Origin of the sequence: Streptomyces sp. RKAG290, from assembly GCF_023701695.1 — a bacterium.
Taxonomy (GTDB): Bacteria; Actinomycetota; Actinomycetes; order Streptomycetales; family Streptomycetaceae; genus Streptomyces.
On record NZ_JAJOZC010000001.1, the window covers coordinates 7,028,376 to 7,043,773 of the forward strand.

Sequence of the window (15,398 nt, forward strand, 5' to 3'; positions counted from 1 at the left end):
GCCGCCCTGGGGAGATTCGAGGTGAGCGGTGCGGACATCTGCGCCCAGCCACGATTGCGGTGACCGGGCATCAGCCGCCTTCCCCTTCGAGAGCGAGTCACCCCAGTGCCACCTGCCCCCCAGGCCCCGCAGAGTACAGGGCCCGCGCTGGAACTGCTGGTCCACGGCGTGGGCGGAGCCACTCCCCAGGAGATGCTCGTCGACCCGCGCACGGTCCGGGTCACCGGCGACGCCACCGCCGCCATCTACCGGCGTGCCGGTGACGTCGACGCGGAGGCGCACCCCGAGCGCTACCGGGACCGGCCCATCGCCGAGGCGTACTGCTGGTCCAACCTCACGTCGGGCAACGGCTCCCGCGCGCTGTGGCTCCTGCTGCTCCCCTTCATGGTCATCAACCTCGCCCACTGGATGCGCCCGCCCGCCACGGGCCGCCGCCGCTCGGTCCGGCTCTACGGCGCGCTCGTCCGCCTCCTCGCCCTCAGCCTCACCGTCCTGCTGACGGCCGCGGCCTGCGAGGTCGCGCTCGATCTGACCGCCTGGCAGTGCGCAGGTGTGCCGAAGTGCTCCGACCAGCGGTCGTGGCTGGGCTTCCTGTCCTCCTCGCAGGGCGGCTGGTGGTCCCAGCCCGGCCGCCGGCTCGCGCTGGCCGCGCTGGTGCCCACCGCGCTGGTGGCACTGCTCTGGTACCTGTCCAACCGCACCTGGAGCGCCTACGAGTCCCAGCGCCCGATGACCGGCGCCGTCCCCGACGACGGCGGGCCGGAGACCGCCCCCAAGCCGAGCAACGACCCCACCGTCCCGGTCGTCCGGTCCGCGCTCGGCCGGCCCGGATTCTGGTACGGACGCCGGCTGGTCGCCCGGCTGCGCGCCGCCCACACCGCCGCCGGCTTCCTCACGGTCACCGCTTCCGTCGCAGGGGCCGCGGCCCGCCAGGACCGTGCCGCCGACGGCCCGGTGCCCGAGGTGTTCGGCCGGCTGATCGAGGCCGCGCTGGTGCTGGGGATACTCGTGGTGCTCTGGGTCGTCTGCCGGCGAGGCCGCAGCGAACGGTGCCTCGACCACCGGCTCGACCGCGCGGTCAGCACGTACCTGCCGGGGTCCGCACTGCTCCTGCTCCTGCTCACCGCGGTGCACGCCGCCTGGTCGCGCCCCGGCTGGAAATCCGCGGGCACGCTCCCCGGCGACATCACGTTCCGCGTCGTCACCCTCGCCCAGGGCGCGCTCGTCGTCGTCCTCGCCGTGGTGGCGTGGAGCCTGTACCGGCGCAGCCCCGAACCGCGCACCGTGCTGCACGGACTCGGCGGCCCCGCGGTTGCGATGCTCGCCTGCGCGCTCGGCGGCGTCATGACCGGCGGAGTGGCTCAGCGGGTCGCCGACTGGCTCGACGGCCCCGGAAGCCCCGGCATGGGCCGCAGCGCCGTCATAGAGGGACCGCCGGTGCTGCTCAGCTGGCAGGCGTCCGTCATTCCCGTTCTGCTGGTGCTGCTCGTGGTGCCGGGCCTCGCGCTCGGGGTACGGACCTGCCTCGCCGCCCGCCGGCTGGTGCCCGTCATCGACACGGAGTACCAGGAGACCCGGCCCGACCCGGCCCGGACCGAGCAGATCGCCAGGACCCGGGCCACGGCCGCGCTCACCGACTCCGCACCCGGCATGCTCGGCCTGGTCTCCGGCGCCACGCTGCTGCTCGGCGCCGCAGCGGTCGGCGGGGCCTGGGCGAGCGGACAGGTTCCCGGCCTCGCGATGGACGGCAGCAGCCCCTTCGTCGAATCGGTGGCCGAGGCGGCGCAGTCGACCGGCTCCTGGATGATCGGCTTCGGCTTCCTGGTCTTCGTCACCTGCGGCCGGCGCGCTTACCGGGACGCCTCCGCCCGCCGCACCATCGGCATCCTCTGGGACGTCGGCACGTTCTGGCCGCGTGCCGCGCACCCGTTCGCCCCGCCCTGCTACGCGGAGCGCGCCGTCCCCGACCTGGCCTCACGCATGTCCGGCTGGACCGCACGCACCCGTGGCAGGCTCGTCATCTCCGGCCACTCCCAGGGCAGCGTCCTCGCGGCGTCCGCGGTCTGGCAACTGCCCGCCGAGACCCGCGCGCGGGTCGCCCTGCTCACCTACGGTTCGCCGATCGAGCGGCTCTACGGGCGCTGGTTCCCGGCCTACTTCGGCCCGGCGCAGCTGCACGGGCTGCACCGCTCGGTGCACTGCTGGCGCAATCTGTGGCGGGCCACCGACCCGATCGGCGGCGAGATCCGGCTCGGCGAGGAGTCCGGTCCCGAGGTGGACCGTGGCCCGCTGAAGGACCCGCTCGTCTACGGGCGCACCCCCGACCACCCGCTGCCGGAGCCGGTACTGGGGCACTCCGACTACCAGGCCGACCCGGTCTTCGCCCAGGAGCGGGCCGCGCTCCTGGAACGGCTGGTCCCGGCCCTGCCCCGTCAGGCGGACGAGCCCCGCCTGGAACTCAGGGAAGTTCCGGAAGGTCCTCCGGATACAGCAGGGTGAGGTCGTCCGTGCTGATCTCGGCAAGCTGGGCGACCCGGCCCGCATGCCGCTCCACCATCGACTCGAAGGTCTGCCGGGCCGTACGGCCGTTGCCGAAACCGGGTCCCTTGGGAAGCTCGGTGAAGTACTTCAGCAACGCCTCGTCGGTCCCGGAGGCCAGGCTGTACTCCTGCTCCTCGGTCTGCTGCTCGACGATCCGCAACAGCTCGTCCGGTTCGTAGTCGCTGAAGGTGATGGTGCGTGAGAAGCGGGAGGCCACACCGGGGTTGACGGTGAGGAACCGCTCCATCTCGTGGGTGTACCCGGCGACGATGACGACCACCGCGTCCCGGTGGTCCTCCATCAGCTTGACGAGCGTGTCGATCGCCTCGCGGCCGAAGTCCCGGCCGGAGTCCTCGGGGGACAGGGCGTACGCCTCGTCGACGAACAGCACTCCGCCGCGCGCCCGGTCGAAGGCCTCCTGGGTGCGGATGGCGGTCGAGCCGATGTGCTCGCCGACCAGATCGACCCGGGACACCTCCACCAGATGGCCCCGCTCCAGCACTCCGAGGGCGGCCAGGATCTCGCCGTATAGCCGGGCCACCGTGGTCTTGCCGGTGCCGGGGGAGCCGGTGAAGACGAGGTGGCGGCGGACCGACGCGGCCTTCAGGCCCGCCTGCTGACGCCGCCGGCCCACCTCGATCATGTCGGTCAGGGCGCGCACCTCGCGCTTGACGCTGTCGAGGCCGACCAGTGTGTCCAGTTCGCCCAGTACCGCTCCGGACGTGCGCACCGGCTCGGCCGGCGCCTCCACGGCGACGGGCTCGACCGCACGCGGTGCGGGAACCGCGCCGAGCAGCCCCGGCGCCGCCTGGGTGGCGGTCGCGACGGCGGGCGGCGGGGGAGTGGCGGTGCGCAACGCGCTCTCGTCGCTGGTGCAGTCCTCCACCACCGGTCCGGTGCCTGAACCGTCACCGCGGGAGGCACCTTCCGCGAACTCGTAACCGCCGCGGGCACAGCGCTCGGTACGGCACCGCGTGAGCGTCGTGCGGCAGCCGTCCATCACATGGAAGCCGTAGCCCTCGCTGCCGGTGACCCGGCAGCCGTGGAAGGCGCCGCGGCCCTCGGCCGACACGTAGAAACCGGCCTCGGCGGGAGAGGTGACCGTGCAGCGCTCGATGGTCGGATCGGCGCCCTTGGTGACGATCACGCCCGTCTGCGCCGCGTCGATGGTGCAGTTGTTCAGGGTGCCGCCGCTCCCGTGGTCGCGGAACCAGGCGCCGGTGGACGCCTCCCGGATCCGGCAGTCGTCCAGCTGTGCCGTCGCCCCGTCACTGACCGACACCGCCGTGTTGCGGACCTGGGACAGGTCGCTGTCCACGACGTCGGCGCGCGAGCCCCGGTCGAGCACGAAGATGGCGTCCGGCACGTCGTGCACGCGACAGGAGTCCAGTATCACGGTCGCCCCGTCGCTGACCCAGACCGCCGGGTAGTCGCCCGTGCTGTCGTGGATCTCGCACTGGTTGGCGTCGACACGGGTGCCGGGATCCCAGACCGAGAGCCCGTTGCGGCCGAACCGGCGCACCGTCGAGCGGGTCAGGGTGAGGACCGAGCGCGAACGCAGGTCCACCGCGTTCTCCGGGATGTCGTGGATGTCGCAGTCGGCCAGCGTGAGCACCGCGTCGGTGTCGAGGGTGACGCCGTCCGCGGAGGTGCGGTGCACCGTGCAGTCGGTGAGGTGGGCGGACGCGCGGGCGGCCACCTGGATGCCGCTGCCCTTGATCTCGTAGATCTCGCAGCCGACCGCCTCCAGGCCGCTGCCCTCACCCGTGACGGACAGCCCGGAGCCCGAGGAGTGATGGATCCGGCAGCGCTCCAGGCGGGGATGCGCGCCGTCGCGCACCGAGACACCGGACTGCCCGGCCGAGACGATCTCGCACTCCTCGAACACCCCGCCCGCACCGTCGAGCACGGCGATGCCGACGCCGGCCGGATTGTCGACGGTGCAGCGGCGCACGGTGGGCCGCGCCGCGCCGCGGACCTCGATCCCGGCGGCCGAGCGGGTCACGATGCGCAGATCGGCGAGCTCCGGAGCGCCCTCCTCGACCAGCAGGGCGGGGGCCGCCGAGTCCTGGCCCTCCACATGCAGGTCCTGGACGACCGCGGAGGCGCGCAGAGTCAGGGGTACGCCGTCGACGGGGGCGATCCGTACGGAACCGACGGACCCCTCGGGCCCGCGCAGCGTCACCGCGCGGGCTATGACCAGATTCTCCCGGTAGGTGCCCGGGCGACGGTGAGCACGTCACCGTCCGCCGCCGCTTCCAGCGCCGCGGTGAGGGAGGCGTATTCGCCAGTGCGGCGCCGCCACCGCGATGTGCCGGTGTGCGTCACCTGGACCGTGCCCTGTGCCATGGCGCTGTCGTGCCCCCACCTCGTGCGTGTGATGCCCGTGTCACTGCCACGCGGCAGCGAGCGACCGGGGTCCGCCTGCCGACGTGTCGGGCGGGCCGGTCCACCGTAGCGCGCGCGGAGGGCGGGAGTTGACCCGATCAGCACCCGCCCGAGGAGTGTCCCGTAATCCCCGGCAGGCATATGACGACGGCCGCGGCACCTCGGCACGTCGTCGGAGCACCGCCACATCCCGTGTGCGGACGCCTCTGTGCCTTGCCAGGCACGGCATCCGACGGCGCGCGGTGCTCCACCGGGGGCCGCGGGACAGCCTCAGGTGCCGGTGCCAGTCCTGCCCCAGTCCGGTCCGGCCCTGGCCCATGCCCGGTCGAGCCGGTCGTACCGCCGCTGCACCATGCGCCATACGATCAGGCGCCGTCCGCACTCGATCAGCAGCGCCGCAACCATCGCCCCGCCGAACCCGGCCAGCGCGGCGTGGGTGTGCGCCGTGGGGGCGTCCATGGGCCGCAGTGACGGACGGCCCTCCCGGTCGGTCCAGATCCGCACCCGGGCACCGGGCGCCGTGTTGCGCGAGGACGTCGTGACCGTGGCGCGGCGGGGCGTGCCGTCCGGGGCCCGCCAGCGGGCCAGCACCGCGGTCTGAGCCACCCGGTCCGTGGAGACCTCCGGGTCGGCCACGAGATGCCGTGCCGCGGGCACCTGGCGCACCACGACGGCGGTGGTGACATGGCTCCTGGCCTGCTGGGCCCGTACCGATTCCTGCAGGGCGTCATCGGCGCGGGAGCCGAGGAACAGGCCGATCGCCGGCGCCGCCAGCACGAGCAGCACACACGCGACCAGCGCCACCCACGCCTCGCGCCGGTCCGTGGCGCGGCGCAGGGGTTGTGCCGCCACCGCCACACTCCCGTAAGCGCTCGCACAGTCCTGCACCCCCTTCCGTATCCGTCTTAACCCGATACGGTGCGGTCCGCGCGCTGGAGCAATGAAGAGAGAGCCACCTCACCCTGTCCAACGCACCGGCCGCCCGCGTCAGTTCCCGCCTCCGCGGGCCCGTTCAACCGAGGATCCGCACGGGGTCCCCGACCCGGATGAGGCCCGCCGCGTCCGGGATCAGATTCTGCCCGAAGAGAAGGTGCCGACCGCTGCGGCGGTGGCGCGCGAGCGTGTGCAGCGGCTCCTTGCCCCGCCGCGCGGTCCGCTGGTCGATGGTGGTGATGACGCAGCGGCCGCAGGGCTCGACCACGCGGAAGGGCACGTCGCCGATCGAGATCCGGCTCCAGCCGTCCTCCGCCCACGCCGCCGTGCCGTCCACGACGACACTGGGCCGGAAGCGGTCCATCGGCAGCGGCCCGTCGCCGGGGTGGTCGCCCCGGGTGATGAGCGAGTTCAGTGCGTCGAGCGAGGCGCCGGAAGTGAGCAGCAGCGGAAAGCCGTCGGCGAGACTGACGGTCTCACCCGGCCGTCCGTACGGGGCGCCGATGGGTCTGCGCCGGCCCGGTGCGTCGAGATGGACCAGCCTGACCTGCGCGCCGAGGTGCTCGCTGAACCAGACGTGGGCGCTGTGCGCCGCCTCCACCACCTCGATGCGGCTTCCGTGCAGCACCACGCCGACCGTGTTCCCCGGCTCCGGGACCTCCACGGTCAGTGCCGCGCTCCCCGGCGCGGACAGACCGATGCCGCCACCCGGCAGGGGCGCGGCGTGGATCTGCGCCATGCGCGGCTGCTGGCGTTGCGTGACAGCTGTGCCGGTGGCGTCGACCAGCATCCAGCGACGATCGCCGTCGAGTCCCCATGGCTCGACAGCGGCCTCGTCGGTTGCGCATGCCGCGAGCGATTTGACCGGGTGGATGTGTACGGCACTCAGTACTGCGGAGAGCATCCGTACATCTTGCCAGCCGCCCCGGACAGCCCGCGGCCTGCGGTCCTGCCTCCAAGTGACCTGGCCCCAGCGGCCCCTAGTACCCCCGGCCCTGGTACGGGCGGTTGTACGGGTCCTCGTACGGGGACTGCGCGGGAGCGGGCCGCGGCGACGCCGGACGCATCGACTCGTAACCGGTGCCCGGCGCGGGACGCTGCTGCTGGTACTGCGGCGGCGACTGGTAACCGCCGCGGCCGGCGGTCGGCTGCTGCGGGATGTACGGCGCCGGGGCCTGCTGCAGATGCGCCGACTGCATCGGCGCGTAGTTCTGCTGCGGGTAGCCGTACGACGGATTGGGCTGGGAAGGCGCCGCGGGCAGAGCCGGCAGGGCCGACGGGAGCGCCGGCAGATAGCTGTTGCCGGTGTCGTAGGCGGCAGGCACTCGGATCGGTGCGATCTGAGGGGTGCCTCGCTCCGCGACCAGGGAGTCGTAGATCGGAGTGTCGGGGAACGACGGTGCGGCGTAGTAGCCGCCGCCGTAGGTGGAGCGGGGGGAGGTCATGGCACCTAAGTTAAGCCCACGATGTGCTGATTGGGGAGCCCGATAAGAGGGTTGTTTTACGTGTTGTGAGTGAACCAGGTTCGCCAATGCGAGCGAACTTGGGAAAAAAAGGGCACCCAACGGCGTAGGGATCGTGTAAAGGGCGAGTTCACGGGGGGTTACCGACGGGTGCACGGGCCCGTCCCGCCACTGCTCTGGGTCGGGCGGCGGAACGGGCATTAGGTTGACCCGGAAAGGTCTCGGCAGCCGGGCTCGCGATGGGGGCGATCATGACCATGCTAAAAGGAACCAATGTTCCAGTGGCGGCGCAGGCCGTGCGCGTCGAATTGGGGTGGCATACCGCCCCGGGCACACCGGACGTGGACGCCTCGGCGCTCCTTCTCCTCACGTCGGGAAAGGTGCGCAGCGACGCGGACTTCGTCTTTTACAACCAGCCGGCCCACGCATCGGGCGCGGTACGCCACGAGGGCAAGCGGACCACCGGCGGCGCGTCCACCGACACCCTGGCCATCGACCTGGCCCGGGTGGAGCCGGCCGTCGACCGGGTCGTGCTGGCGGCCTCCGCGGACGGCGGCACCTTCGGCCGGGTGACAGGGCTGTACGTGCGGGTCACGGACGCGGCGAACGGCTCCGAACTGGCGCGCTTCGACAGCGCCGACGCCACGGTCGAGACGGCGTTCATCCTCGGTGAGCTCTACCGCCGCCAGGGCTCCTGGAAATTCCGGGCCGTGGGCCAGGGCTACGGCACCGGCCTCGAAGGCCTCGCCACGGACTTCGGGATCTCCGTCGACGAGCCACAGCAACAGCAAGTGTCCCCGCAGACCCAAACGCCCCCGCAGCCCCAACAACCCCAACCGGCAGCGCGGGTGGCGCCCATGCCGCCACCGCAGCCGCAGTACCCGCAGCCGGAGGCTGCCGCACCGACGCCGCCTCCCGCACCCCCGGCGCCGCCCGTCACCCAGCCCGTCCGGCTCACCAAGGTGACACTCACCAAGGAGGCGCCGTCCGTCTCGCTCGCAAAGCAGGGCGGCACCTCGGGATCCATGCGCGTCAATCTCAACTGGGAAGTGCGCAAGCAGTTCAAGGGCTGGGGCAGCAAACTCGGCAGGGCCGTCGCGAACCACGCGGATCTCGATCTTGATCTCTGTGCCCTCTACGAACTCACCGACGGACGCAAGGGAGTGGTGCAGGCGCTCGGAAACGCCTTCGGTGCCCTCCAACAGCCGCCTTATATCCACCTCGACGGCGACGACCGGACCGGCGCTGTCGCCTCCGGCGAGAACCTGACCGTCAACCTCGACGAGAAGACCAGGATCCGCCGGATCCTGATCTTCGTGACGATCTACGAAGGTGCCCGGAGTTTCGCCGATCTGCACGCGACCGTCACCCTCCAGCCGCAGCACGGCGCCGCGATCGACTTCTCGCTCGACGAATGCACCGTCCCTTCCACCGTCTGCGCCCTCGCGCTCCTCACCAGCACCGGCGGCGACCTCACCGTGCAGCGCGAGGCCCGCTATCTCGTGCCGCAACGCGGCGTGAGCCCGCAGCGCACCATCGACCAGGCCTACGGCTGGGGCATGAACTGGACCCCCGGCCGCAAGTGAGGCGTTCGGCCTACTGTTCGGGTGCGGCCTCGGGACGGGCGTACGTACGCCCCTTCCAGGCCGCACCGCGGCCCCGGTAGTGCTGCACGGCGGAATCGACCGTCATCAAGAGGTACAGCAGCGCGGTGAACGGCAGCAGCGGCGCCGGCCACAGGGACTGCCGGTAGTACCCCAGCATCGGCATGTAGGTGCAGGCCATCACCGCCCAGCCGATGCCCCCCGCCCAGGCCGCCACCGGATCGCCGCCCAGCAGTCCCGCGACGAGTGCCGCGGGCGGCGCGAGGTAGATGAGGGCGAGCCCCAGCACCGTGCCGAGCAGCACCAGCGGATTGTGCCGCAACTGGGCGTACGCGCTCCGCGAGACCATCCGCCACAGGTCGCCCAGGCAGGGATAGGGCCGCACACTGTCCACCCGCTCCGCGAGCCCCAGCCAGATCCGGCCGCCGCTGCGCTGCACCGCGCGGGCCAGCGACACATCGTCGATCACCGCCTGCCGGATCGACTCCGGCACCCGCGCCCGTACCGCGGCCTCGGTGCGCAGCAGCACACAGCCGCCCGCGGCCGCCGCGGTCCGGGTACCCGTCCGGTTCACCCACCGGAACGGATAGAGCTGCGAGAAGAAGTACACGAACGCCGGCACGACGAGGCGCTCCCAGACACTCTCCACCCGCAGCCGCGCCATCTGCGAGACCAGATCGAACCCGCCCGACCCGGCGGCCGCCACCAGCTCCCGCAGACTGTCCGGCTCGTGCGCGATGTCGGCATCCGTGAGCAGGAGGTACTCCGGCTCCCGGGCCCGCGCCAGCGCGATCCCGTGCCGCACGGCCCAGAGCTTGCCCGTCCAGCCGGGCTCGGGCTCCCCGGGCGACACCACGGTCACCGGCAGCCCGCCGTGCCGCACGGACAGCACGCGGGCCAGCTCCCCGGTGCCGTCCTTGCTGCAGTCGTCGACCAGGAAGATCTCGGCGGGTCCCGGATAGTCCTGCGCCAGCAGCGACGGCAGACTCACCGGGAGCATGTCGGCCTCGTCACGGGCGGGCACGACGATGGCGACGGACGGCCAGTAGGACGGGGCCGCTCGGTCCGGCAGCCGCTGATCGGTCCGCCAGAAGAAACCCTGTCCCAGCAGCAGCCACACCCAGGTGGCAAGCGAACCCACGGCGATCCAGGCAACGGCGCTCATTGGCCGAAGTCTGCCCCACTGAGCCGGGACCGCAAGGGCGGTCGACTATGGTGACCGGGTGAAGATCGCGCTCATGGACTCCGGAATCGGCCTACTCGCCGCCGCCGCCGCAGTGCGCCGGCTGAGGCCCGACGCCGATCTGGTGCTCTCCTCGGACCCCGACAGCATGCCCTGGGGCCCCCGCACCCCGAGGACGTGACGACGCACGCCCTCGCGGTGGCACGCGCCGCGGCCGCCCACCGGCCCGATGCCCTGATCGTCGCCTGCAACACCGCTTCGGTGCACGCGCTGGCGGCGCTGCGGGCCGCGCTCGAACCCGCCCTGCCGGTCATCGGCACCGTCCCCGCGATCAAGCCGGCCGCCGCCGCCGGCGGCCCGGTCGCGATCTGGGCCACCCCGGCGACCACCGGCAGCCCGTACCAGCGCGGACTCATCAGGGACTTCGCCGGGTCCGCGGCCGTCACCGAGGTCCCCTGTCCGGGTCTCGCCGACGCCGTGCAGTACGCGGACGAGGACGGGATCGACCGGGCCCTCGCCGCAGCCGCCGCGCTGACCCCGGCCGACGTCCAGGCCGTCGTGCTGGGCTGCACCCACTACGAGCTGGTCGCCGAGCGCATCCGCAGCGCCGTGCAGCAGCCCGGCCGGCCCCCCGTGATCCTGCACGGCTCCGCCGGGGCCGTCGCGGCTCAGGCGCTGCGCCGGATCGGGGCGGTACCCGCTCCGTCGGCCGAACCCGGCACCGGGCTTGCCGTGCTCCTCGGCGGCCGCGTGTCCGACATGCCCGAAGCCGCTCTGGCCTACCCGAAGGGCGTCGGCTCACGGCGGTCAGCCCCGCCCGCTGACCGCCGGACCACCCTGAGGGCGCGGTCGGACCCGTCCCCCGCGCGGTTTCTTCAGTACGCTGCTTGGCATGAGGGACCATCCCCGAGAACCGAGGCACACCGGAGCCGACGTCCGCCCCGCGGTCTGGACCGGCCGGGCCACCAATCGGACCCAGTGGGTGCTCGCCGCCGCCGGCGCCGCGTGTCTGGCACTCGGCATCCAGCTCGCCGTCAGCTCCAACTGGGCCTCCGGCATCGCCCCGCTGCTGATGTCGGTGATCGGCTGCATGGCGGCCGGACTGCTGATGCTGTTCGGCACCCTCGCCTTCGTGAACGTGGCCGTCCGGGTCGACGGGGACGCCCTCGAAGTGCGCTGCGGCCACATGGGGCTGCCACGCCGCCGGATCCTGCTCACCCATGTGGTGGGCGCGGAATTCGCTCCCCGGGTCACACCGCGCCAATGGGGCGGGTGGGGCTACCGCTGGCGCCCGGAGCAGGGCACGGCTGTGGTCGTCCGCCGGGGCGAGGGCCTGGTGCTCAGCCTCGGGGACGGCAGGACCTTCACGGTCACGGTGGACGACGCCGAGGCGGGCGTCCGGTTCATCCGCGACCGTCTGCACCTGCCGGCCACCGGCGCACCGGCCGGGGCCTGAGCCCACCGCCGTCCCCGCAGCTCCGCCACCCGCCGTCGCGAGGCGCCCCGGCCACTCGCAGCGGCTTCACGGCCTCATGGTCCGGAGCGGTTCGCTCCTTGCCCCTTCCCGAGGACCCCGGCCCGCAGCGCCGGCTCCGGCACCCCCCGTGCCGAGGCGCCCGGCCGCGGCCGGGCCTCACGTACTGGCCCTGGCCGGGCCTCACGTACTGGCCCTGGCCGGGCTCACGTACCGGCTCTGGCCGGGCCTCACGTACCGGTCTCACGTCCCGGAGCGGTTCGCCCGTTGACCGTTCCCGTGGACACCGGCCCCGGCCCCGTCCCCGTCCCCGTCCCGCGCCACCCGTCGCGTACCGACGTCGCCGGCTGCCCCGCCGTCCCCGATCGGCCGCCTGGCGGACGCCAGTCCGGCGAGCAGGCCGGCCCCTGCCGTCACGGGTGTGAAGCTCAGCGCGTTGCCGACGCCGGCCAGCGCCGCGAGCGCGGTCAGCGCGGCCGCGGCCGTCAGGGCGACCGGGGTGCTGCACGGCGAGCGCCACAGCGCGTACAGCAGCCAGCCGAACGCGGCCGCGAGCAGCAGCACCCCCACCACCCCCTGTTCGGCCGCCTGTTGCAGCGCCGCCGAGTGCGGCTTGCCGTCGGAGCGGAGGGTCTGCTGTGCGGTGGGGCTCAGCTCGTCGAAGCGGTCGGGTCCGATGCCCCGCACCGGATGCTGCCCGGCCAGATGCGCCGCGTCCTGCCAGAGCCGAACCCGGTTCGAGGTGAGCTGCCCCTCGAGCGAGGCCGTGAGCCCAGGGGGCAGTACGTCCTCGGCCACCGCCCACGAGAGGCCGACCACCAGACCGGTGGCCAGCGCGAGCCCGGCCAGCCCGAGCAGCCGGCGCCGCATGCCGGCCGCGGCAACCGAACACAGCAGGACCCCGAGCGCCGCCGCACACCCCGCCGCCGAGCCGAGCCCGAGCGAGGCGCAGGCCGCCCCAAGGGCCAGCAGCCGTAGCGCGAACCGCAGCGAGTCCCGCCGGGCAGCAGCCGCCGCGCAGCAGGCCGATCCGGCCGCGAGCACCAGCAGCGCGGCGGCCGCACCGGTGTAGCCCGGCGCGGTGTCCACCGTGGCCGTGGCGCCGGGCACGCCGTGTCGCCAGACGACAGCCATGACAAGGGCGGCCAGCGCGGCGACGGTCGCCGTCGCGACCGGCAGCAGCGTGCCGCAGACGCGCCCGCAGGCGAAGCCCGCCGCGACTGCCAGGAGTGCCAGCAAAACCCCCTCAGGCCGGGTTTCCCGCCCCGCCGCGCTGATCAGGGACCAGGTCGCGCAGGCGGCGAGAATCAGGGCCCCGGCAGCATCGGACGCGTTGCCGCCCTCTCGCCCCCGCTCTGCGGATGCAGTCATCACGTCCGTCCCCCGGCCTGTGACCGTCCCGTTCGCGACTGCCGGACACGGCCGGTCGGCGGGGGACTGGCGCACAGGCTAACGGCCGTGGCGGGCACGCGCGCGGGAGATGCGAAGAAACGATCCGGCGGTGCGGGTTCCGCAACCACGACGGGACTGCCGGTCACACAGGCCGCCACCGTAGACTCCGCCTGGTGAGCACCACCATCGCCCCGGTCGGCGACCCGCAGCAGCCCGCCTCCGCCCCGCGAGCCAGGCGTCTGCTGCCTCGTCTCGCACGCCCCTGCGCAGCCCTGCTCTCCGGGGTGATGCTCTACGCGAGCTTCCCGCCCCGGCCGCTGTGGTGGCTGGTTCTGCCCGGGTTCGCGCTGCTCGGCTGGGTGCTGTTCGAGCGCAGGTTCCGCGCCGCGTTCGGGCTCGGCCTGCTCGCCGGACTCGGCTTCATGCTGCCGCTGCTGCACTGGACCGGCGAGGAGGTCGGACCGGTGCCGTGGCTGGCCCTGGCCGTCGCGGAGGCGCTGTTCATCGCGGTGGGCTGCATCGGCATCTCCGCCGTGTCCCGGCTCGCCGGCTGGCCGCTGTGGGCGGCCGCGGTCTGGACCCTGGACGAGGCGGCACGGGCGAGGGTGCCGTTCGGCGGCTTCCCCTGGGGCAAGATCGCCTTCGGTCAGGCGGACAGCGTGTTCCTGCCCCTGGTGGCGCTGGGCGGCACCCCGCTGCTCTCCTTCGCGGTGGTGCTGTGCGGCTTCGGGCTCTTCGAGGCGGTCCGCAGGTTCCGCATCCGCCGGGCCACGGGCGAACTGCCCCGCCTGGCGGCGGCAGCGACCGCGGCGGCCGTCCTGGTACCGGTGGCGGCCGCCCTCGCGTCGCTGCCGCTGGTGGACGACTCGGCCGAGGACGGCACCGCGACCGTCGCCGCGATCCAGGGCAACGTGCCGCGGCTCGGCCTCGACTTCAACTCCCAGCGCCGCGCCGTCCTGGACAACCACGCGAACCGCACGCTGCAACTGGCCCGGGACGTGAAGGCGGGCAAGGTGCCCCAGCCCGACTTCGTCCTGTGGCCGGAGAACTCCTCCGACCTCGACCCCTACCGCAACGCCGACGCGAGGATCGTGATCGACGACGCGGTGAAGGCCATCGGAGTGCCGACCGTGGTCGGCGCGGTCGTCGAGCCCGACACCGGCAAGCTGCGCAACACCCTCATCCAGTGGGACCCGGACAAGGGGCCCGTGGCCACGTACGACAAGCGCCACATCCAGCCGTTCGGCGAGTACATGCCGATGCGCTCCTTCGTGCGCATCTTCAGCTCGGACGTGGACCGGGTGCAGCGCGACTTCGGACCCGGCAAGAAGGTCGGTGTCTTCGATCTGGCGGGCACCCGGGTCGGGCTCGTCACCTGCTACGAGGCCGCCTTCGACGACGCCGCGCGGGACACGGTCGAGCACGGGGCCCAGCTCATCACCGTCCCCAGCAACAACGCCACCTTCGGCCGGAGCGAGATGACCTACCAGCAACTGGCGATGTCGCGGGTGCGCGCGGTGGAGCACAGCCGGTCCGTCGTCGTCCCGGTCACCAGCGGCGTCAGCGCGGTCATCCGCCCGGACGGCACGATCGTCCAGAAGACCAGGATGTTCATGCCCGACGCGCTCGTGGACGAGGTTCCGCTGCGGTCCTCGCTGACCCCCGCGACCCGGATGGGACCGCTGCCCGAAGGGGTGCTGGCCCTGCTCGCGGTCGTCGGCCTCGGCTGGGTGACGACGAGGGCGGTCCGCGCACGCCGCGGCCGGTGACCAGGTCGGCGCACCACGTAGGGTCGGCGCATGGCAATTCCTGACTTCATCCGCGAGATCCGCGCCACCGCGGGTCACCAGTTGCTCCTGCTGCCCGGCGTCAGCGCAGTCGTGTTCGACGAGGAAGGCAGAGTCCTGCTCGGACGGCGTGCGGACACCGGCAAGTGGTCGATCATCGGGGGTATCTCCGAGCCGGGGGAGCAGCCGGCGACGACGGCGGAGCGCGAGGTGTACGAGGAGACCGCCGTGCACTGCGTGGCCGAGCGGGTGGTGCTCACCCAGGCCCTGCCGCCCACGCAGTACGAGAACGGCGACCACTGCCAGTTCCTGGACGTCACCTTCCGTTGCCGGGCCACCGGCGGCGAGGCGCGCGTGAACGACGACGAGTCGCTGGAGGTGGCGTGGTTCCATGTCGACGCGCTGCCGCCGCTGGACGAATTCGCGCTCTTCCGCATCAAGCAGTCGCTGACCGACGGGCCCACCTGGTTCGAGACCACCACCCCGCAGTGATGGTGACGGCCGGGCGGGCCGTCGTTTCCTGACCCGTCCGGGCCGTCACGCACCTCGCGGCGGCACCGTGGCGTACTCAACCGGGTTACGGCGCAGATGCGTTGACGCCGGACGGTACGGCCGGATCTCCGGTCCGCCGCG

General features: G+C 73.0%; 10 protein-coding genes and 2 pseudogenes. 6 read left to right on the forward strand and 6 right to left on the reverse strand.

Annotated features, from left to right (window positions below; genetic code table 11):
* The first annotated feature begins 105 nt into the window (after positions 1–105).
* Complete coding sequence (locus LNW71_RS31100) at positions 106–2,499, forward strand: hypothetical protein (protein WP_285803291.1); 2,394 nt, start codon at positions 106–108, stop codon at positions 2,497–2,499.
* On the opposite strand, the pseudogene LNW71_RS31105 reads toward LNW71_RS31100, so the two are convergent.
* From LNW71_RS31105 to LNW71_RS31120, 4 genes and pseudogenes are all read right to left on the reverse strand, one after another.
* Positions 2,459–4,890, reverse strand: a pseudogene (locus LNW71_RS31105) (right-handed parallel beta-helix repeat-containing protein). The gene LNW71_RS31100 and the pseudogene LNW71_RS31105 overlap by 41 nt on opposite strands.
* A 309-nt stretch (positions 4,891–5,199) precedes the next feature.
* Positions 5,200–5,781: a hypothetical protein gene (locus LNW71_RS31110; RefSeq protein WP_308294531.1), complete on the reverse strand. Its 582-nt coding sequence runs from the start codon at positions 5,779–5,781 to the stop codon at positions 5,200–5,202.
* A gap of 160 nt (positions 5,782–5,941) precedes the next feature.
* Entirely contained in the window at positions 5,942–6,766 is an 825-nt protein-coding gene (locus tag LNW71_RS31115) for an MOSC N-terminal beta barrel domain-containing protein (RefSeq protein ID WP_250971232.1), read from the reverse strand.
* Between the two features lie 76 nt (positions 6,767–6,842).
* Entirely contained in the window at positions 6,843–7,307 is a 465-nt protein-coding gene (locus tag LNW71_RS31120) for a DUF6643 family protein (RefSeq protein WP_250971233.1), read from the reverse strand.
* 257 nt (positions 7,308–7,564) lie between these two features.
* Here LNW71_RS31120 and LNW71_RS31125 point away from each other — a divergent pair, with 257 nt between their 5' ends.
* Positions 7,565–8,911, forward strand: coding sequence for a TerD family protein (locus LNW71_RS31125; protein ID WP_285802229.1), 1,347 nt, complete (start codon positions 7,565–7,567; stop codon positions 8,909–8,911).
* Positions 8,912–8,921: 10 nt separating this feature from the next.
* On the opposite strand, the gene LNW71_RS31130 is transcribed toward LNW71_RS31125, so the two are convergent.
* Positions 8,922–10,094: a glycosyltransferase gene (locus tag LNW71_RS31130; RefSeq protein WP_250971235.1), complete on the reverse strand. Its 1,173-nt coding sequence runs from the start codon at positions 10,092–10,094 to the stop codon at positions 8,922–8,924.
* Positions 10,095–10,152: 58 nt separating this feature from the next.
* On the opposite strand from LNW71_RS31130, the pseudogene LNW71_RS31135 reads away from it, so the two are divergent.
* Together LNW71_RS31135 and LNW71_RS31140 are read left to right on the forward strand one after the other, a co-directional pair.
* A pseudogene (locus tag LNW71_RS31135) lies at positions 10,153–10,936 on the forward strand (glutamate racemase).
* A 68-nt stretch (positions 10,937–11,004) separates the two neighbouring features.
* Complete coding sequence (locus LNW71_RS31140; RefSeq protein ID WP_250971236.1) at positions 11,005–11,568, forward strand: hypothetical protein; 564 nt, start codon at positions 11,005–11,007, stop codon at positions 11,566–11,568.
* Positions 11,569–11,829: 261 nt separating this feature from the next.
* Here LNW71_RS31140 and LNW71_RS31145 read toward each other — a convergent pair whose 3' ends face one another.
* On the reverse strand, positions 11,830–12,957 hold the full coding sequence (locus LNW71_RS31145) for an O-antigen ligase family protein (RefSeq protein WP_250971237.1): 1,128 nt from the start codon (positions 12,955–12,957) through the stop codon (positions 11,830–11,832).
* Positions 12,958–13,151: 194 nt separating this feature from the next.
* On the opposite strand from LNW71_RS31145, the gene lnt reads away from it, so the two are divergent.
* Both lnt and LNW71_RS31155 read left to right on the forward strand, forming a co-directional pair.
* Entirely contained in the window at positions 13,152–14,747 is a 1,596-nt protein-coding gene (lnt, locus tag LNW71_RS31150; RefSeq protein ID WP_250971238.1) for an apolipoprotein N-acyltransferase, read from the forward strand.
* 30 nt (positions 14,748–14,777) lie between these two features.
* Positions 14,778–15,257, forward strand: coding sequence for an NUDIX domain-containing protein (locus tag LNW71_RS31155; protein WP_250971239.1), 480 nt, complete (start codon positions 14,778–14,780; stop codon positions 15,255–15,257).
* The last annotated feature ends 141 nt before the right edge of the window (positions 15,258–15,398 follow it).